Raw genomic sequence first — 17,986 nt, forward strand, 5'->3', positions numbered from 1 at the left:
GACGGATCAGCGAATGGGGATGTTTTGTCGTTCGTTCAGTGGACAATACCGGCCGTACCATGGCAAGCCATCCGGTACGCGTCGGATACCACGCATAGAATTCGGTACGAGGCAGTCGGGTGGTCGGGCGGGGAGGAGTGGGCATGGAGTCACTGTCGTTGTCCGAGAGAATTCGGATCCTGGTGGAGACCGCCGCGGCCGCGGGCCGGACCGAGACCGACGAATCGATCGCCGCCGCGGTCGCTCCGGTGGTCGGCCGCCCGATCGAGACCTCGCTGATCCGTGAGGCGATCGAGGGCGACGCCGTTCCCGCGGACGACGTGCTCGAGGCGATCGCCGCGCATTTTTCGGCGCCCCGGTCCTACCTGCTGGGCTCGCCGGAGGAGCAGGCGCGCTATCTGCACCAGCTCGAACTGTTCACCATGTTGTCGGGCGTCCCGGTATCGCTGATGGCCCTGCGCTCCGGACGGCCGGAGCTGTCCGCGGAGTCGGTGTCGGCCGTCGGCCGACTGATCGAGTCCACTCACGAACGGTACGGCGCACCCGATCCCTATCGATCGTCGTGACACCGCCGATCGACCGCGGTGGCGACGAGGCCGTCCGGAGGGTGGTGCAGACGCTGCCCTTCCGTCGGCCCTGGTCGATCGAGGGATTCCTCGGCGACGTGGGGATTCGGCTCGGCCGCCTCATCGTGGTGGAGCCGCTCCCGGAGGAGGTCGACCGGGAGATCACCGGGCTGTGGGTTCCGACCGCCACCCGTGACGTCATCTACGTCAGTTCCCGCGCCACCGGGCGCTATCGCGAGCACATCATCTGTCACGAGGTTGCGCATATCCTGCTGGCCCACCGGGCGGGTGGGCACGCCGAGTTCCTCGACTATCTGGCGGAGAACATCCGCCGGATCGCGCCCGACCTGCCCGACTACCTGATCCAGCGGCTCGCCCGCTCCCAGGTCTGCTTCGCGCGCAGCGGCTCGGCCCTGCATCCGGTCGAGGCGGAGGCCGAGCAGGTCGCGACGCTGATCATGACGCGGGCGGAGGATCTGCGGAAGCCGCTGTTCCCGCCCGACCTGCCGCCGCGGGATCGCGAATTCCTGGGCAAGATCGCCGGGCTCTTCGGCTGGCGGGTGTGACGGCTTGTGGATGTGGTCGTGGTGGTGCTCGCGGCGGTCGCGCTCGCCGCGATCGGCGTCGCCCGGCTGGCCTACTGGCGGTCCCGCCCGTCGAGTAGGCCGCTGACGATCGTCGTCTTCGCGATGGCGGTCAGCACGGTGATCCGCATGCCCGGTGTCGCCGACGACGTGATGGATCCCTGGTTCCACGGGCTGCTCGGTGTCCACAACGGCACCGAGCTGATCGCCGCGGTCGCCGGGGTCTTCGCCTTCATGACCGTCGTCGAACTGGTGGCGGTGACCGTCTCCGATCGGCCGGCGATCTGGCGGCGGGTCTTCCGCGTCGTCACCCCGGCGGTCGCGCTCGCCACGATCGCGGGCTTCCTGTCCTCTTCCGCCTCCTGGGCGCCGAGCGGCGCGATCTTCCGCGACTTCCCTCTCGACCGGGGTCTGTTGCTCTTCTGGGGGCTCTACGTCGGCACGATGATCGCCGCCTCCTGCGGGGCGATGTTCTACCTCGTGCGGATGGTGCGCCTGCCCGGCGTGCGGGATTCGCCGATCGGTCGGCCCCTGCTGTTGATGACCGCCGGCGCGATCGCGGGGCTGCTGCCGGCCTCCAATCTGCTCTTCCGGCTGCAGATGCACTCCGGGGGGACGCCGGACTGGTATCGGGCCCACGCGGAGCTGATCGGCTGGGCCGGGGCGCTGATCCCGTTGATCTTCATCGGCGCCGGCTCGCTGTTCTACTCGGCCACCGTCCTGCCCGATCGGGTGCGGCGATACCGCGCGATCCGCCGCTCCAGCGGCATGTATGCCGAGGTCCTGCGGTCGGGGGACGACGTGATGGTCCCCCGTGACGCCCGCACCTACTCGACGCGGCGGGCCGCCTGGTGGGGCAGCAGATCGCCGATGATCACCCATCAGATGATGGTCGTCCTGGCAGACGCAGCGGTCCGTTCCGGTGATTCGGGCCGGACAAAAGCTGCTAGTCTGTAACGCTTTCACCCAAATAAGCGAAATCTGAGCCATACTGGGTGGAGAAGCGAGGGGGATGGCCAATGCAAAGCGAATACCAAGCGAATCTGGGAACGTGCACGGCCGCGCGGGGGCGCGTCTGTGACTCGGTACTCGACGCGTTCGAGTCGGACAGTGTCTCCGCCCGGGCCGGTGCGGCACGGATGTGTGCGCAGTGCCCCTTCCTGTCGTCCTGCCTGCGGCAGACGCGCGAGGAGATCATCGACCGGCGTGGACCGGTCGGGGTGGTACGGGCCGGGGTGGTCTGGGACGACGACGGGCGTCCGCACGCGGGGGTTCACGCGACGGCGACCCTGCCGGACTGGATTCCGCACGAGATGTTCGCGGACTCGACGCCCGATGTCGACGAGTACCTGGTGGAACTGGCGATCTCCGATCCGGAGCGGGTCCGCGGGACATCGTTCACCGAGGAGGAGCGCGACGCGGTGATCCGCCGGGCCGCGGCCACCGGCCGATCGATGCACTGGATCCGCACCACCCTGTCGTTGCATCCGCGCAAGGTGTCGGCGGCGGTCAACCGGTTGGGGTTGCGGGACTGCTTCGCCGCCGCCCGGTAGCGGCGGCCCGGCGGGCCGTGCCGGTCGGCCGCAATTACGATCGCCGTGGTCGTAACCGGTGACGGCGGTTGGGGTGGGCCACCACCATGACCAGCATGTCGTCGCGCGGATCGTCGAACTCTCACAGCTTCGAGATGTGAGGGGGCCCGCCGATGCCGTACTTCACCACGACCCGCGGGCGGGTGTTCTACCGCCACTGGCCGACTCGGCGTCCGCGTGCGGCGCTGATCTTCGCTCACGGCTTCGGTGAGCACAGCGGCCTCTACCGCCGCTTCGCCGAGGAGATCGGCGCGCAGGGCGTCGACCTGTGGGCCCTGGACCTGCGGGGCCACGGATTCAGCGATGGGGGCCGGGGTGCCTTCGGATCGATCGAGGATCTCGCCGACGATCTGGGCCGCCTGGCCGCCATCGCCCGCGGCCACGCACCCGGTCTGCCGTTGGCCCTCGGTGGCCACTCGTTGGGCAGCCTGGTCGCGCTCTGGGCCGCCCTGGACGCCTCCGACGACTACGCGGCGCTCGCCATCAGCGGGGCGCCGCTGTCACCGCTGGACTGGCTCACCGATATCGACGCCGGTGGCGGGCTCGACCTCGACCCGGCGGACCTGTCGTCCGACCCGGCCTACCTCGAGCAGTTGGCCGGTGACCCGCAGGTGTTCACCAGCGCCGACAACGCCGACGATCTGGCCGCGGCGTTCGCGCCGGCCTGGCAACGACTCGAGGCCGGGGCCGATCGGCTGGAGGTTCCCGTGCTCGCCGTACACGGTGCCCGCGACCGGATCGCCCCCCTCGACGGGGTGACCCCGTGGGCGCAGCGACTGCCGGATTTGCGTATTGAGGTGGTCGACGGCGCCGGACACGATGTGCTCAACGAGGTCGACCACCGACGGGTCGCCGACCGGGTCGGACGGTTTGTGGCCGTGCGCGGCGATCTGCTGGCCCGCGCACCCTGAGACCTGTCACTGGGGGCGCGTGGGTGTCGACTCCCACCCGTTCCGCAGAACCGAATGGGCGCCGAGGCACGAAGCCTCGACGCCCATTCGGTTCTGCGGGGTGTTACGCGGGTGCGGACACCCGAATCAGATAGTCGAACGCGCTGAGGGCGGCGGTGGCGCCGGAGCCCGCGGCGGTGACGATCTGCTTGTACGGCGCGGTGGTGCAGTCGCCGGCGGCAAAGACGCCGGGGACCTCGGTACGTCCCGCACCGTCGATGACGATCTCGCCGCGCTTGTTCAGCTCGACGGTCCCCTCGAGCCAGTCGGTATTGGGCAGCAGACCGATCTGCACGAAGATGCCGTCCAGGTCGGTTTTCTCCTCGGTGCTGTTCGCCCGGTCGATCCAGCTGACCGCGGTGACCTTCGAGCCGTCGCCGGCCACCTGGTTCACCTGAGCGGAGGTGTGCACGGTGGTGTTGCCCATGCTGTGCAGCTTGCGCTGCAGCACCTCGTCGGCACGCAGCTGCGAGTCGAACTCGAAGAGGGTGACCTGCTCGCAGAGCCCGGCCAGATCGATCGCCGCCTCGACGCCGGAGTTGCCGCCGCCGATCACCGCGACCTTCTTGCCCTTGAACAGCGGGCCGTCGCAGTGCGGGCAGTAGGTGACACCCTTGTTGAGGTAGTCGTCCTCACCCGGCACCGACAGCGAACGCCAGCGGGCGCCGGTCGCCAGGATCACCGAGCGGGCGGTCAGCCGCGCACCGTTGTCGAACTCGATCTCGATAGGCGCACCGGGCTCCGCGCCGGGGTGCAGGGCGATCGCCTGCTGCCGGGAGATCACGTCGACGTCGTAGTCGCGCACATGCTGTTCGAGCGCGGCACCGAAGGCGGGGCCCTCGGTATGTAGGATCGAGGTGAAGTTCTCGATGCCGCCGGTGTCGAGCACCTGGCCGCCGAGCTTACGGGCGACCAGTCCGGTGCGAATTCCCTTGCGGGCAGCGTAGATCGCCGCGGTGGTGCCGGCGGGTCCGCCGCCGATGACCAGCACGTCGTAGGTTTCGCGCTCGTTCATCTGCTCGGTCTCGCGCTCGCCGACCGAGTCGTCGAGCTTGCCGACGATCTCGGCGAGGGTCATCCGACCCTGTCCGAAGACCTCACCGTTGACGTACACGGTCGGCACGCTCATCACCTGACGCTGCTCGACCTCGTCGGCGAAGGCGCCGCCCTCGATCGCGGTGTGGGTGATGTTCGGGTTCAGCGCGCTCATCAGGTTGAGCGCCTGGACCACGTCCGGGCAGTTCTGGCAGGTCAACGAGAAGTAGGTCTCGAAGTGCAGCGGACCGCTCAGGGCCGAAACCTGCTCCAGCAGAGCGGCTTCCTCCTTGGCCGGGTGGCCGCCGACGTGCAGCAGCGCCAGCACCAGCGAGGTGAACTCGTGGCCCATCGGGACGCCCGCGAAACGCACGCCCGAGTCCTCGCCCGGTCGGGTGATCAGGAACGACGGACGCCGCACATCCAGGGTGTTGTCCTCGCGGACGGTCACCCGGTCGCTGAGGGCGGCGATATCGTCGAGCAGATCGTTCATCTGCCGAATCGTCTTGGCGCGAGCCGGTTCCGCCGTGGACGGGTCGTCCGCGGTGATCACCAGTTCGATCGGATGCCGCAGATTGGTCAGGTAGGTCGACAACTGGTTCTTGAGAGTGGCGTCCAACATCAGATCTTGCCCACCAGTTCCAGCGACGGGGCCAGGGTGTCGTCGCCCTCGTCCCACTTGGCCGGGCAGACCTGGCCGGGGTGGGCGGCGATGTACTGGGCGGCGCGCACCTTGCGCAGCAGCTCCTGGGCGTCGCGGCCGATGCCGGTGTCGTGCACCTCGATGGTCTTGATGCGGCCTTCGGGGTCGACGACGAAGGTGCCGCGCAGCGCCTGGCCGGCGTCCTCGATCAGGACCTCGAAGTCGCGGGAGAGCTGGAAGGTCATGTCGGCGAGCATCGTGTACTGGACCTTGCCGACGGCCGGGGAGGTCTCGTGCCACGCCTTGTGCGCGAAGTGGCTGTCGGTCGACACCGAGTAGACGTCGACGCCGAGCGCCTGGAAGGCGTCGTAGTTCTCGGCGATGTCCTCGAGCTCGGTCGGGCAGACGAAGGTGAAGTCGCCCGGGTAGAAGACGAAGACCGACCAGCGGCCGAGCAGATCGTCGCTGGAGACCTCGAGGAACTTGCCCTGACGGTAGGCGTTGACCTTGAACGGCTTGATGGTGGTGTTGATCAGGGACACGGCAGAACCCTCCTGGAGAACGACGGGATATCGGCACAAGTGGTGCGATGCGGGGAACGACAACGTAACCCCCGTATCTGGATTTAATCCAGAAAAGATCGGAAACGCAAATTGACCTTCGCCACGATTTTCGAGGTTTGTGACGTTCCCCATCCGAGGCGTCCCGGAGGGTGGTGTGGCGCCCCGCTGCGGGGCCGCGCGGGGTTACACTCGGGCAGGCTCACGTGTCTGGTACGGCCCGGGATCGAAGTGGCCGAACCGATTTCGGAATTCCGCCGCTCGTCCCGGCCATAGCAGCACCTGCCGACCCGAACGCGGATCGACGTACCAGTTGCTGCACCCGCTGGTCCACACCCCGCTGCGCTCGGCTATCTCGGCGGCGTACGCCTCCTCCGCCTCGGCGGTCACCTCGAGCGGCCCGCGCCGCGTCCACGGCAGCGCGCCGGTGACGTAGTCGGCCTGCGCCTCGATCATCAACACCGCCGAGTTGTGCGGCAGCGTCGCGTTCGGTCCATCGAGCACGAAGAGATTCGGGAAGCCGTGCACCGCGGTCGACGCGTAGGCGCGCATCCCCTCGGACCAGTGCTGCTCGAGGGTGCGACCACCGCGGCCGCGGATCAGGGCGGCATAGGGCTGGCGGGTGCTGCGGAAGCCGGTCGCCAGGATCACCGCATCGACCTCGTGCCGTCCGCCGTCCGCGGTGTGCACCGCATTCGCCGAGTAGCTGTCCAGCGCCTGCGGGATCAGCCGCACGTGCGGCAGGTTGAGTGACTCGTAGTAGTCGTCGCTGAAAAGAACACGCTTGCAACCGAATTCGTGGTCCGGGCGCACTGCTTCGCGGACCACCGGATCGATCACCCGGTCGGCGAGGTGGGCCAGCGCCCGGGAGCGCGCGGCCTCGCGGCCCGCGCCGGCCCGCTCGTCGAAGACCGCCTCGGCCTCGTCGAACATCGTCGAGCGCAGGTCGCGCAGGACGGTGGGGCGCTGTTCGAACAGTTCGCGCTCGGCGGCCTCGTAGCCCCGGTCGCCCTTGGGCAGGATGTAGGGGGCGCTGCGCTGCAGCACGGTCACCGACGCGGCCTTCGCGGCCAGCTCGGGTAGCAATTGGACGGCGGTCGCGCCGGTGCCGACCAGCGCCACCCGGCGGCCGGACAGGTCGATGTCGTGATCCCAGCGCGCCGAATGCACGATGGGACCGGAGAATTCGCCCGGTACCGCGGGCAGGCTCGGCTCGGTCAGCCGGCCGCAGGCCAGGATCAGTACGTCCGCGATCACGGTCCGCGCATCCCCGGCGTCCGACACCTCGCCGGTGGTCGAGGTGCGCAGCGTCCACCGTCGACCGTCCCAGGAGGCGCCGTCGAGCGAGGTGCGCAGCCGCAGCCGATCGGCCACCGGCGCCGCCGCAGTTTCCAAGTATTCGCGAATCTCGGCCCCCGGGGCGAAGACTCGGCTGAAACCGGGGTTGGGGACGTCGGCAAAACAGTAGAGGTGGGCCGGCACATCGCAGGCGACGCCGGGGTAGGTGTTGTCGTACCACGTGCCGCCGACCCCGTCGCGCCGCTCCAGGATGACGAACGACTCCCCGGCCGCGGCGAGCCGTCGGCCCATCGCGATTCCGGCGAAGCCGGCACCGACCACCGCCACCCGTACCCGCAGGGTCACCGGGCCACTCCATAGGTGGTCGTGCGGATGCGCAACTGTCGGCCGAGGGTCTTGGCGATCCGGCGGGCATCCTCGACCGGCAGCTGCCGACCGAACTCGACACCGGCCTCCGGCACCACCCGGCCGTCGAGCAAGGTGCCGCCGAGATCGTCGGCGCCGGAACGCAGTACGGTCAGCGCCCCCTCGACGCCGAGCCGCGTCCACGCCGCCTGGATATGCCGGATGCTGCCGTGCAACATCAGCCGGGCCACCGCGTGTACCGCCCGATGGTCGTCCTCGGTATGGGAGCCGCCCGGAAAGGCCATCGGCACCAGTTCGGTGAAGCCGCCGGTATCCGACTGGATTCGCCGCAGCCCCCGCAGGTGCGCGACCAGCTGTTGTGGCGTCTCGCCGTGCCCGTAGAACAGCACCGACGTCGAGCGCAGCCCCAGGCCGTGCGCCGCGCGGATCGCCTCCTCCCACCGCTGCACCGGCAGGTCGGTGGGGAAGACCCGCGCCCGGTAGGCCTCGTCGAGGATCTTGACCCCGGTGCCCGGCACGGTGTCGACCCCGGCCGCCCGCAGGGCCGCGTACTGCTCGGTCACCGAACGCCCGGTGCGCCGGGCCCCGTCGATCACATCGGCCGGGCGGAAGGCGTGCAGGTGCAGACCGGGGGCGGCCCGCTTGACCGCCGCCGCGATCCGCTCGTAGACGTCATCCGGGGCATCGGGACCGGCGGTGCCCTGGATGCACAGCTCGGTCGCGCCGAGGTCGACGGTGTCGCGGGCGACGTCGGCGACCACCGCGGGATCCCATACCCGGTCCGAGCCGAGGTTGCGGTTGCCCACCTGGGTGATCGTCGCGCCGACCATCGAGCGGCGCAGTTCGTCGGCCAGCTCGGTCAGCCGGTCCAGTTCGGCGCCGCGTGCGGTCAGCAGCGCCGCATAGTCGTCGTCCGAGAGCCCGGAGGGGTCGTCGGCGGCCCGTTCGATCGGATCGCGTCGGGTCCGGCCGGAGGTCTGTGGGTCGGCGGTCGAACCGAGCGGGGTGACCGGGCGGGCGCCGAAGCCGGCCAACCCGTCCTCGCCGGCGAGGGCGAGCACCGGCTCGTGCAGGGCCGGATCGATCCACCGGTCGCGGTCGTGGATATACGGCGGGTGCACGGTGATCCGTTCGCGCAGGGTGTACCCGGCGGCGCGGGTCGCCGCGGCCAGGGCCTCGACCTGGGGCCAGGGCCGTTCCGGGTTGACGTGATCGGCGGTCAGCGGGCTGACGCCACCCCAATCGTCGATGCCGGCGGCGACCAGTCGGGAGAACTCGGTCGGGTCGCTGAGGTTCGGCGGTACCTGCACGCGGGCGTCCGGCCCGAGCACGATCCGGGTGGTCGCGACGGTGGCGATATAGGCGTCCATATCGGCGTCGTCCGCGGCCTGCATCGCGGTTCCCGGCTTCGCCCGGAAGTTCTGCACGATGATCTCCTGCAGATTGCCGTGCCGCTGCTGGGCATCCCGCAGCGCGAGGATCGTCTCGAACCGTTCCTGCGGGGTCTCGCCGATGCCCATCAGCAGACCGGTGGTGAACGGGATGCGCAGCGTGCCGGTGTCCTCGAGGACCTGCAGCCGCACCGCCGGGTCCTTGTCGGGGGACCCGAAGTGAGCCTCGCCCGGGTCGGTGAACAGCCGGGTCGAGGTGGTCTCGAGCATCATGCCCATCGACGGCGCCGTCGGGCGCAGCGCGACCAACTCGTCGTGGCTCATCACCCCCGGGTTGAGGTGCGCGAGCATGCCGGTCTCCGCGGTGATCCGCCGCGCGAGGTGGCCGATGTAGTCGAGCGTCGAGGCCCACCCGTGTGCGTCGAGCCATTCGCGCGCGACGTCCCAGCGCTCCTCGGGGCGATCGCCCAGGGTGAGCAACGCTTCCTTGCAGCCCAGGTGCGCGCCCTGGTGGGCGGTCGCGAGGACCTGCTCCTCCGACAGATAGGGCGGGATGCCCTTGCGGGTCAGCTTGGCGGGGGTGTCGACGAAGACGCAGTAGTGGCAGCGGTCCCGGCAGAGGGTGGTCACCGGGATGAACACCTTGCGCGACCAGGTGATGACGCCGGGGCGGCCGGCTCGCTCGAGCCCCTCGTCGCGGATGCGCCCGGCCTCGGCGACCAGCTCCGCCAGCTCGTCACCGCGCGCCAACAGCATCGATACGTCGGGGGCGCGGCCACCGGAAACCACCGCGCGGGCGGGGCCGTGCGCGGGTCGCGTCGTGCCATCGACCACTGCTGCCATGGGCGGGTGCCTCCTCGTGCTGCCCGGCGGTCACCGTCGCGGAGGGGTCCGCGTGGTGCTCGACGGGCGGTTCGCGCCGACGTGCCTAGGTGGAACGCCACGACGGCACGGAATAGTCCGTCGACTCCCTCGAGGATGGCACGCCGCGCGGATCGGCGAGCGCACCCACCGCGTCTACCGCTGGTCGCTACTCGTGCACCCGGCGAGGTTGCGGTGTCCGGGTTAGCATTTTGTCCGATATCGACGCGTGCGATATCGGCGGCGGGCGCATCGGGTCCGCCGGATACGGGGCGGGCTCTGGCGTCGGTGCGGGATCCCCAGGCGAAATTCGGGAGTCTGCATGTCCTCTCTCTACGCCCGACTCGATCGGTATACCTCGGCGCAGGCGGAGGGTGCGGGCCCGGTCCGCGGCACCCTGTCCACCGGTCGCATCGGCATGATCTGGTTGGCCGCGAACCTGGTGGTCACCACCCTGCTGACCGGCACCCTGCTCGTCCCGGCGATCAGTTTCGGCACCGCGATCGCGATGATCGTCGTCGGCACCGTCATCGGGGCGATCGTGCTGGTCACCGTCGGCAATATCGGCACCCGCACCGGCCTGCCCACCATGGCGTTGACCCGCGGCTCCTTCGGCATCAACGGCAGCCTGCTGCCGGTCGCGGCCAATGTCGTCATCCTGATGGGGTGGAGCTGGGTGCAGGCGATGCTGGCCGGCCTGACCGTCGACTATCTGATCGCCGACCTGACCGGCTTCTCGAGCCCGATCCTGTTTGCGGTGCTCTGTCAGGCGATCGTGGTGGGACTGGCCATCTTCGGGCACGAGGGCATCGCCCGCGTCGAACCGTGGCTGGCCGCCATCATGCTGCTGATCATCGCGTGGGTCTTCGTCACCGCGTTCACCACCTTCAGCCCCGTTGAGTACCAGGCGATCCCGGTCGACATCGACCTCGGCTACACCCCGGTGATCGTGCTGGACATCGTCATCGCCACCGCGATGTCGTGGACGGTGTTGTCCGCGGACTTCAATCGGCTCGCCGGGTCCTCGCGGGCCGGCATCGTCGGTGGCGGCCTGGGCTATATCCTGTCGACGATCATCTCGATGTCCCTGGGCGCCACCGTCATCGGCTACGTCATCCTCAGCGGCGACGAGGCGATCTCCTTCGACCCGGGTGTGTTGGTCGCGGCCTTCGGTGCGCCGCTGGCGATCGTGATCTTCGTGTCGGTGATGGCGACCAATTCGATGGTCGTCTACGGCATGGTCACCTCGGTGGTCAACGCCCGCGTCGGCGGTCCGCTGAAGTTCCTGCCCACCGCGCTGGTTCTCGGGCTGGTGTCGATCCTCGGTGCCACCTGGTTCGGGCTGCTCGCCCAGTTCACCGACTTCCTGGTCATGATCGGCGCCCTCTTCGTGCCGGTCTTCGCGATCATGATCGTCGACTACTACCTGATCAAGCGCGGCTCGTATTCGCGCGACATCCTGCGGGCCCGCTCCGGAAAGTACTGGTACACCGCCGGAATCAACCCCCGCGCGGTGGTCGTCTGGCTGATCGGAGCGATCGTGTCCTATGTCTGGACCTATGTGTGGCCGCTGCCGATCGGCGCCACCATCCCGGCCTTCCTACTCAGCGCGGTGCTCTACGGCCTGGTGATGTTGCCCTACCGGGTGCAGCCCACCGACGCGCCCGCGGGCCACCTCGCACCGGCCACCGAGTCGGCTTCCTGAACGACTCCTGCCGAACGGTCCCTGCTGAACGACCCTCGCTGAACGACCCCCGCTACGAGCCGCCGAGCGAGGCCAGGACCTCGTCGGCGTGGGCGACGTCGGCGCGCTCGAAGGTGCTGACGCTCGCGAGGACCTCCGACGCCCCGGTGCGCTTCACCACCTGCGTGAGCGCCTCGGCCACCTGTTCGGGGGTACCGGCGATCGCCGAGTCGGTCCGGGCGCGCACGACCTCGAGCTTCCGGTCGCTCGCCTCGGTCCGCAGCAGCTCGCGGACCTCGTCGACGGGTCGCAGCGCGCGGAACTCGCCGACATCCCGCGAGTCGGCGTAGGCCCAGGAGTCGGGGAGCAGCAGGTCGCGCGCCTGCTCCTCGGAGTCGGCGACGGCGACCTCGACCCCGACCATCAGGTACGGCTCGGGTGCGTGCTCGCTGCCCCGGTAGGTACGGAAGTACGTCTCGACGGCGGCCGTATCGGTGACCAGTGGCCCGGCGATCACCGCCGGCATCCCCAATGCGGCGGCCAGGGTCAGACCGTTGCGGATGGCGAGCAGGAACAGTGGCGGCGGCGGCACGGACGGTCGGGCGGTGACCTCCGCGCGGCCGTCCAGGTAGGCGCGGACGCTCTCGATCTCGGCGGCGTACTGCTCGTCCCGCAGCTGCGTCCGCCCGAGGGCGCGGCGGATCGGGGCGGTGAAGCCGAGCGAACCGCCGAGGCCGATGTCGATGCGGCCGGGATACAGCGATTCGAGCAGCAGGGCCTGTTCGGCGATCACCAGCGGTGGGTGGTTCGGCACCATGATGCCGCCGGTGCCCAGGCGGATCCGTTGGGTGCGCGCGCCGATCGCAGCGAGCAGCACCGCCGGTGCGGCGGAGGCGATACCGGGGACCGCGTGATGTTCGGCGGTCCAGAACCGTTGGAAACCAAGCGCTTCCGCGCGCCGTGCCCGCGCGACGGTGGCGGCGACCGCTTCGGCATCCGATTCGCCCGCACGGGTGCGGGATCGGTCGAGCAGCGACACCCGCATCGGTCCGCACCCCCTCGGCTCGTCGTTCCTCATCGGGTGGAACCGGCGCGGGTGCCCCCGGATTCCCGGTGGATCGGATGCCCGGTGGAGCTAGGGGGTCTCCGACCCTCGGAAGCCGGGGACGTGGTCCGCCGCGGCGTCGATGACCGGTGCCAGCCACGGGGCGTGCGGGACGCCGTCATCGGGACGCCCGGCGACCCAGGCGAAGGCGGAGACCTCCGAGGGATCGGGATCGATCGGGGTGTCCGGTGTGATCTCGCCGACCAGGACGTGGTCGTATTCCCACTCCTCCCATCGGGAGTCGGGCATCGCGGCCTGGTACTCGAAGCGTCCGACCTCGGTCAGGGTCTCGACGGTGATCCCGAGTTCCTCCCGGACGCGGGTGCGCGCATCCTCGATCAGCGTCGCCTCGGAGGCGGGGTGGCCGCAGCAGGAGTTCGCGAGATAGCCCGGCCACCGCTCCTTGGCGCTCGACCGGATCTGCAGCAGCACCCGACCGGCGCCGTCGTGCAGGACGACGCTGAACGCGCGATGGCGGGCGGCCGGCGCGAGGTGCGCCTCGGTGACCGGGGCGGTGCCGGTCGCGCGGCCGTCCGCGTCGACCAGTTCCACCCGGGCCTCGGTCGCGCCGGTCGCCGCGCTCATTCGGTCAGGGTCGGGTCGCCCCAGGCGGCCTCACCGGCATTGCTGCACCGGCTCAGGTCGCCGTCGATGAACAGGTAGCCCAGCCGCAGGTTCTGCGTATTCGCCACCGAGATGTCGACATCCGCGGACTGTCCCTGGTCGAGATTGCCGGAGGTGTAGACCAATTCGTCGTCGGCGTAGATCTCGAAGCGCACCACCGAGCGGCTGTCGCTGTCGTCGGTGGTGCCGACGGTCGTCGCGAAGGAGCGGTAGTCGCCGCCCAGGTCGTAGGTGAACGACCCGTTGGTGTCACATCCGCCGATCCGCGTCGACAGCGAGTCGGGGAAGCTGCGCCCGTCGATCGTCGCCTCGCCGGTGGTCGGCCGCGTATCGCCGGTCGTCTGCAGGCTCGCCAACTCGGTGGTCCGCGCCGTCGTTGTGGTGGTGCTGCGGGTGGTCGTGGTCTCGCCGGTGGTGGTCGACTCGCTCGCCGAGGTGGTCGTCGACTCCTCGGTGGTCGTCTCGGCCGTGGTGGTCGACTCCGCGGTCGTGGTCTCCGCGGCGGACGTGGTGGTTTCGGCCGCGGTGGTCGTCGTGGTCGCCGACGCGGAGGTGTCGGCCGGCTCGTCGCCACCGCCGCGGGTGGCCGCGTAGGTGACCGCGCCGGCGGTCAGCAGCGCGACCAGCAGCATGACCAGGGTGGGAACGCGCGACTTCCGCCGACCGGAACCAGTAGACACGTCCGCCATCGTGCCCCGGGTGCCACCACGGGCGCCGCAGAATCGCGGCACCGCGACACAATTGTGGTGCGGTCGACGCCCCTACCGCGGAAGGCGCTCAGGCGAGAGCGAGGAACAGCTTCTCGAGTTCCTCTTCGGTGAGCGGGGCCTCCACCCCGTCGCCGTCCGCGGCGATGCACTGCCGCATGCCACTGGCGACGATCTTGAACCCGGCCCGGTCCAGGGCCCGCGAGACCGCCGCGAGTTGGGTGACGACGGCGCGGCAGTCGCGGCCGTCCTCGATCATGCCGATCACCCCGTCGAGCTGCCCCCGCGCGCGGCGCAACCGGTTGAGCACCGCGGCCATCGCCTCTTCGTTGTGCAGGGCCGGCGCGTCGGTCGGCTTGCTCTGCTCGCTCACCTGTAACTCCTCTGCGCTCATCGCGATCTGACCGCCCTCCCGTTCGAGGGCATCGTCCAGCATACCCCCGGGGGTTACTTCTCGGCGGTGGGAGGCGATACCCCATCCGGTATATCGGTCCGGTCGCCGCGCCTCCGACGGCGGGCGGCGAGGATATGCCAGAGCAGCACCGCGGCGACATACCAGGCCACCGTGGTGCCCCGGGTCTGGTCGGCGGTCGCGCCGATGATCGCCGGCAGCACGATCCCGGCGATCACCCACGGCACGAGCGACCGCCGCCGACGGTTGCCGCCCGCGACCGCCGCGATCAGTCCGACGCCGAAGTAGATCATCACCGCTGCGCACATCAACCAGCGCTGCGCGGTAGGCAGCGGCTGCCCCGCCACCTCGATCGTCTCTGCGAGCGCGGTCGCCAGCGCGGCGATCGATCCGGCGACGACGAAGTGCAACGCCAGGGTGACGCGGATGCCGAGCACCCCGGGCCGCAGATAGGGAATTCCGGCGTGCCCGTACAGCAACGACAGGGTGAACAGCCCGACCAGCAGCAGGAAGCCGACCAACCCGGCGCCGAGGAGACCCCGATCCCACGGGACCTCCCAACTGGTGCGGACCATCTGGATGATCCCCTCGCCGAGCACGATGATCACGAAGAGCCCGAGCCGTTCGGCGAGGTGTTCGGGGTCGAGACGAACGGAACCGACGCGCATCGCCTCGAGTCGGTCGAGCGCGGTGCGCCGATTGCCGCGCCGATCGTGATGCACCGGAAGCGGACCCTGCTGCGCGGATCGGTCGACACGACGGCGCATCTCGTCCGCCCGCCGCTGGTACGACGCGAGCATTCGCGAGCCGTTGATGATGATCAGACCGCCGACGTCGATCGCCAGGCCGAGGCCCCAGAGGGCCAGCTTCGCCTCGCCGTCGACCCAGAGTGACACCACCCACGGCAGGATGCCGAGGGTCTGCTGGGCGATCGGGAAGTCGGTGACCAGTTGTCCGCCGCGCCAGGACTGGGCGCCGAACCAGCGGGCGATCACATAGGCGAGGGCAAAAGCGTTGGCCGCCAACCAGGCGCCGTCGGTTGTCTCGTGGTGCAGCACCGCCTCGGTGACGCCGGGGATCGCCGCCGCCATCACCCCGAGCCCGAACATGCCGATAAGCAGCCGTACCAGCCGCAACTCGCTGCCCGCGGAATTGCCGTAGAGGGTGAAGATCAGCCACGTCATCCAGAAGGCCAGGAAGAGCGCCACGTACAGCGCGGGCGCCAACGGTCCGAACTCGCCGGCCAAGACGTGCGCCAACCCGGCCACCCCGGCGACCGCGACCAGATCGAAGAACAACTCGGCCCAACTCGCGTGCCGCTCGGTCAGCATCCCGGAATCGGGTGAGGCGGAATCCGCGGGATCCGATCCGGAGGGCTGCGGTTCGTCGGTCACATCGGTGCACGCTAGCCCCCGAATCGGGGAATGGGTGCGCAGGTGGGCCACATATGGGAAGTTGGGGAAGCTGTCGTGCAGGTCCACCGAAGCCGGAATAGGACATAAGCGATGAATCGGTCGAATACTGTTGCCTCGTCGACGGAATCGGAACCCAACCCGAGTCCCTCGACCACGCACGAAGACGGCGGTATCAGCCGCACGCAGATGAACATGGTCTTCATCACCGTGCTCTTCGGCATGCTGTTGTCGGCGCTGGATCAGACGATCGTGTCGACGGCCCTGCCGACGATCGTCGGTGATCTCGGCAGCGCCGGGCATATGAGCTGGGTGGTCACCGCCTATCTGCTCACCCAGACGGTGTCGACGGCGTTGTCCGGCAAATTCGGTGACCTCTTCGGCCGCAAACGCGTCTTCCTGATCAGCGTGGTCATCTTCATTCTCGGCTCGTTCCTCTGCGGTCTGGCCACCGATATGTCGATGCTGATCGCCAGCCGGGCCCTGCAGGGCATCGGCGGCGGCGGTCTGATGGTCACCGCCGTCGCGCTGATCGGTGAGGTCATCCCGCTGCGCGAACGCGGCAAGTACCAGGGCGCACTCGGTGCCGTCTTCGGTGTGACCACCGTGATCGGGCCGCTGCTCGGCGGATTCTTCACCGACAACCTGTCCTGGCGGTGGGCGTTCTACATCAACGTCCCGGTCGCGATCATCGTGGTGCTGCTCGCCCTGCGCACCATTCCCGACCACGGCCGGGTGGCGTCGCCGAAGGTCGACTATCTCGGCGTGATTCTGGTCGGCCTCGGCGCGACCGGCCTGACCCTGGCGACGTCGTGGGGCGGCACCCAATATGCGTGGGGGTCGGCGACGATCATCGGGCTGTTCATCGCCTCGGTGCTGGCCCTGGTGGCCTTCGTCTGGGTGGAAAGCCGCGCGGCGGAACCGATCCTGCCGTTGCGCCTGTTCCGCAGCCGGGTGGTCACCGTGTCGACGGTGCTCAGCTTCATCGTCGGATTCGCGATGATGGGATCGTTGACCTACCTGCCGGTTTTCCTGCAGTACGTCGGCGGCGCGTCGGCCACCATCTCCGGGGTGCGGACCCTGCCGATGGTGCTCGGTCTGCTGTTGACGTCGATCACGTCGGGAACGATCGTCGGACGGACGGGGCAGTACAAGGTCTTCCCGATCGCCGGTTCCGTGGTGATCGGTATCGGCCTGGTGTTGCTGTCGACCATGGATGCGAGCACACCGATCTGGCAGCAGAGCCTGTATTTGTTCGTGCTCGGCACCGGTCTGGGATTGATCATGCAGATCCTGACGATCATCGTCCAGAACACGGTCAGCCTCGCCGATCTGGGCTCCGCGACGTCGGCGATCACCTTCTTCCGCACCCTCGGCAGTTCCTTCGGTGTCGCGGTGCTCGGCTCGCTGTACAGCAACGACCTGCAACGACAACTGCCGGCGGCGATGGCGCAAGCCGGGGTGACCGAGGCTCAGATCGCCACACCTGCACTGGTGCACAGCCTTCCGGAGGCGGCGCGCGAACCGATCGTCGACGCCTACGCGACCGCGCTCAACCACCTCTTCCTGTGGGCGGCCCCGGTCGCCGTGGTCGCCTTCGTGTTCGCGCTGATCCTGCCGCAGGTCACCATGCGGTCGGTGGCGGCGAAGAACGCCAGCGATCCGGGCGGTGGATTTGCGATACCCAAGCCCGACAACGACGCCGACACCCTCGAGGACCTGGTCTGCCGCTCGATCACCGGCAGCGAGAGACATACCCTCGACGACGCGATGCGCCGCTCCGGGGTGACCACCGACCACGCCAAACTCTGGGGCGTCGCCCAGATCGCCCTGGCGGACCGCATGTTCGGCAAACATCCGACGCAGCAGCGCCTCGAGTACCGCATCGGCGTACCCGAACGCGTGCTCGACAGCTACATCACCGGCCTGATCGACGAGGGCTACCTGACCGAGGCGCCCACCGGCGAGCTGTATCTGGCCGAGCGCGGCAGTCGAGACTTCGACGCCGTCTACGCCACCTGGCGGGCAATCATCCTCGAGGACGTCCGCGACTGGGTTCCCGACGCGGGCGACCCCGGCCCGGCCCTCGACCAGGCGATCACCACCGTCGTCACCCGGCTGATCCGCGAGGACTTCGATGCGCGCCGGGACCAGAGGATGCGCAGCGCGCGGGTGTAGCGCCGATCCACTCGACG

Annotated in this window: 16 protein-coding genes; 7 read left to right on the forward strand and 9 right to left on the reverse strand. The window is 69.3% G+C overall.

The features are described 5' to 3' along the window. Positions 1-143 precede the first annotated feature (143 nt). From MB1_RS17385 to MB1_RS17405, 5 genes are all read left to right on the forward strand, one after another. Positions 144-566, forward strand: a complete 423-nt coding sequence (locus tag MB1_RS17385) for a hypothetical protein (RefSeq protein WP_157084136.1) — start codon at positions 144-146, stop codon at positions 564-566. Further along, positions 563-1,132 carry a hypothetical protein gene (locus tag MB1_RS17390; protein WP_066910135.1) on the forward strand — a complete coding sequence of 190 codons (570 nt, stop codon included), beginning with the start codon at positions 563-565 and terminating at the stop codon, positions 1,130-1,132. The genes MB1_RS17385 and MB1_RS17390 overlap by 4 nt, the downstream gene beginning before the upstream one ends. A gap of 18 nt (positions 1,133-1,150) precedes the next feature. Continuing rightward, positions 1,151-2,107: a hypothetical protein gene (locus tag MB1_RS17395; RefSeq protein WP_157084137.1), complete on the forward strand. Its 957-nt coding sequence runs from the start codon at positions 1,151-1,153 to the stop codon at positions 2,105-2,107. Between the two features lie 182 nt (positions 2,108-2,289). Beyond that, complete coding sequence (locus tag MB1_RS17400; protein ID WP_066910142.1) at positions 2,290-2,703, forward strand: hypothetical protein; 414 nt, start codon at positions 2,290-2,292, stop codon at positions 2,701-2,703. 152 nt (positions 2,704-2,855) lie between these two features. Beyond that, a complete protein-coding gene (locus tag MB1_RS17405; RefSeq protein ID WP_066910145.1) occupies positions 2,856-3,653 on the forward strand; it encodes an alpha/beta hydrolase in 798 nt (265 codons plus the stop codon). A gap of 103 nt (positions 3,654-3,756) precedes the next feature. Here MB1_RS17405 and ahpF read toward each other — a convergent pair whose 3' ends face one another. From ahpF to cofG, 4 genes are all read right to left on the reverse strand, one after another. After that, on the reverse strand, positions 3,757-5,349 hold the full coding sequence (gene ahpF, locus MB1_RS17410; protein WP_066910148.1) for an alkyl hydroperoxide reductase subunit F: 1,593 nt from the start codon (positions 5,347-5,349) through the stop codon (positions 3,757-3,759). Further along, a complete protein-coding gene (gene ahpC, locus MB1_RS17415) occupies positions 5,349-5,912 on the reverse strand; it encodes an alkyl hydroperoxide reductase subunit C (RefSeq protein ID WP_066910151.1) in 564 nt (187 codons plus the stop codon). The genes ahpF and ahpC overlap by 1 nt, the downstream gene beginning before the upstream one ends. Before the next feature lie 204 nt (positions 5,913-6,116). Continuing rightward, positions 6,117-7,574, reverse strand: a complete 1,458-nt coding sequence (locus MB1_RS17420) for a flavin-containing monooxygenase (protein ID WP_066910154.1) — start codon at positions 7,572-7,574, stop codon at positions 6,117-6,119. Then, positions 7,571-9,829, reverse strand: coding sequence for a 7,8-didemethyl-8-hydroxy-5-deazariboflavin synthase CofG (gene cofG, locus MB1_RS17425; RefSeq protein ID WP_066910157.1), 2,259 nt, complete (start codon positions 9,827-9,829; stop codon positions 7,571-7,573). Before cofG ends, MB1_RS17420 begins: the two co-directional genes overlap by 4 nt. Before the next feature lie 340 nt (positions 9,830-10,169). On the opposite strand from cofG, the gene MB1_RS17430 reads away from it, so the two are divergent. Then, the gene (locus tag MB1_RS17430; protein WP_066910160.1) at positions 10,170-11,552 is read left to right on the forward strand and encodes a purine-cytosine permease family protein; all 1,383 of its coding nucleotides are present in this window, start codon (positions 10,170-10,172) and stop codon (positions 11,550-11,552) included. 52 nt (positions 11,553-11,604) lie between these two features. Here the strand turns inward: MB1_RS17430 and MB1_RS17435 are convergent, their stop codons facing one another. The 5 genes from MB1_RS17435 to MB1_RS17455 all read right to left on the reverse strand — a co-directional run bounded on the left by MB1_RS17435 (position 11,605) and on the right by MB1_RS17455 (position 15,773). After that, complete coding sequence (locus MB1_RS17435; RefSeq protein WP_066910163.1) at positions 11,605-12,576, reverse strand: MsnO8 family LLM class oxidoreductase; 972 nt, start codon at positions 12,574-12,576, stop codon at positions 11,605-11,607. 90 nt (positions 12,577-12,666) lie between these two features. Next, entirely contained in the window at positions 12,667-13,221 is a 555-nt protein-coding gene (gene idi / locus MB1_RS17440; RefSeq protein WP_066910167.1) for an isopentenyl-diphosphate Delta-isomerase, read from the reverse strand. After that, the gene (locus tag MB1_RS17445) at positions 13,218-13,940 is read right to left on the reverse strand and encodes an NPCBM/NEW2 domain-containing protein (protein ID WP_157084138.1); all 723 of its coding nucleotides are present in this window, start codon (positions 13,938-13,940) and stop codon (positions 13,218-13,220) included. Before MB1_RS17445 ends, idi begins: the two co-directional genes overlap by 4 nt. A 97-nt stretch (positions 13,941-14,037) precedes the next feature. Next, positions 14,038-14,286, reverse strand: coding sequence for a metal-sensitive transcriptional regulator (locus MB1_RS17450; RefSeq protein ID WP_066910476.1), 249 nt, complete (start codon positions 14,284-14,286; stop codon positions 14,038-14,040). 128 nt (positions 14,287-14,414) lie between these two features. Beyond that, positions 14,415-15,773, reverse strand: a complete 1,359-nt coding sequence (locus MB1_RS17455; protein WP_157084139.1) for a low temperature requirement protein A — start codon at positions 15,771-15,773, stop codon at positions 14,415-14,417. A 213-nt stretch (positions 15,774-15,986) separates the two neighbouring features. On the opposite strand from MB1_RS17455, the gene MB1_RS17460 reads away from it, so the two are divergent. After that, positions 15,987-17,969, forward strand: coding sequence for an MDR family MFS transporter (locus MB1_RS17460; RefSeq protein WP_245650241.1), 1,983 nt, complete (start codon positions 15,987-15,989; stop codon positions 17,967-17,969). Positions 17,970-17,986 lie beyond the last annotated feature (17 nt).

The organism is Millisia brevis NBRC 105863 (genome assembly GCF_001552615.1).
Taxonomy (GTDB): Bacteria; Actinomycetota; Actinomycetes; order Mycobacteriales; family Mycobacteriaceae; genus Millisia; species Millisia brevis.

What these genes read in the sequence shown, in the direction of transcription:
- idi (WP_066910167.1), bottom strand. Translation starts at nt 13,221, where the DNA reads ATGAGCGCGGCGACCGGCGCGACCGAGGCCCGGGTGGAACTGGTCGAC.
- MB1_RS17460 (WP_245650241.1), top strand. Translation starts at nt 15,987, where the DNA reads ATGGTCTTCATCACCGTGCTCTTCGGCATGCTGTTGTCGGCGCTGGAT.
- MB1_RS17400 (WP_066910142.1), top strand. Translation starts at nt 2,290, where the DNA reads ATGTGTGCGCAGTGCCCCTTCCTGTCGTCCTGCCTGCGGCAGACGCGC.
- MB1_RS17405 (WP_066910145.1), top strand. Translation starts at nt 2,856, where the DNA reads ATGCCGTACTTCACCACGACCCGCGGGCGGGTGTTCTACCGCCACTGG.
- MB1_RS17385 (WP_157084136.1), top strand. Translation starts at nt 144, where the DNA reads ATGGAGTCACTGTCGTTGTCCGAGAGAATTCGGATCCTGGTGGAGACC.
- ahpF (WP_066910148.1), bottom strand. Translation starts at nt 5,349, where the DNA reads ATGTTGGACGCCACTCTCAAGAACCAGTTGTCGACCTACCTGACCAAT.
- MB1_RS17430 (WP_066910160.1), top strand. Translation starts at nt 10,170, where the DNA reads ATGTCCTCTCTCTACGCCCGACTCGATCGGTATACCTCGGCGCAGGCG.
- MB1_RS17435 (WP_066910163.1), bottom strand. Translation starts at nt 12,576, where the DNA reads ATGCGGGTGTCGCTGCTCGACCGATCCCGCACCCGTGCGGGCGAATCG.
- cofG (WP_066910157.1), bottom strand. Translation starts at nt 9,829, where the DNA reads ATGGCAGCAGTGGTCGATGGCACGACGCGACCCGCGCACGGCCCCGCC.
- MB1_RS17450 (WP_066910476.1), bottom strand. Translation starts at nt 14,286, where the DNA reads ATGGCCGCGGTGCTCAACCGGTTGCGCCGCGCGCGGGGGCAGCTCGAC.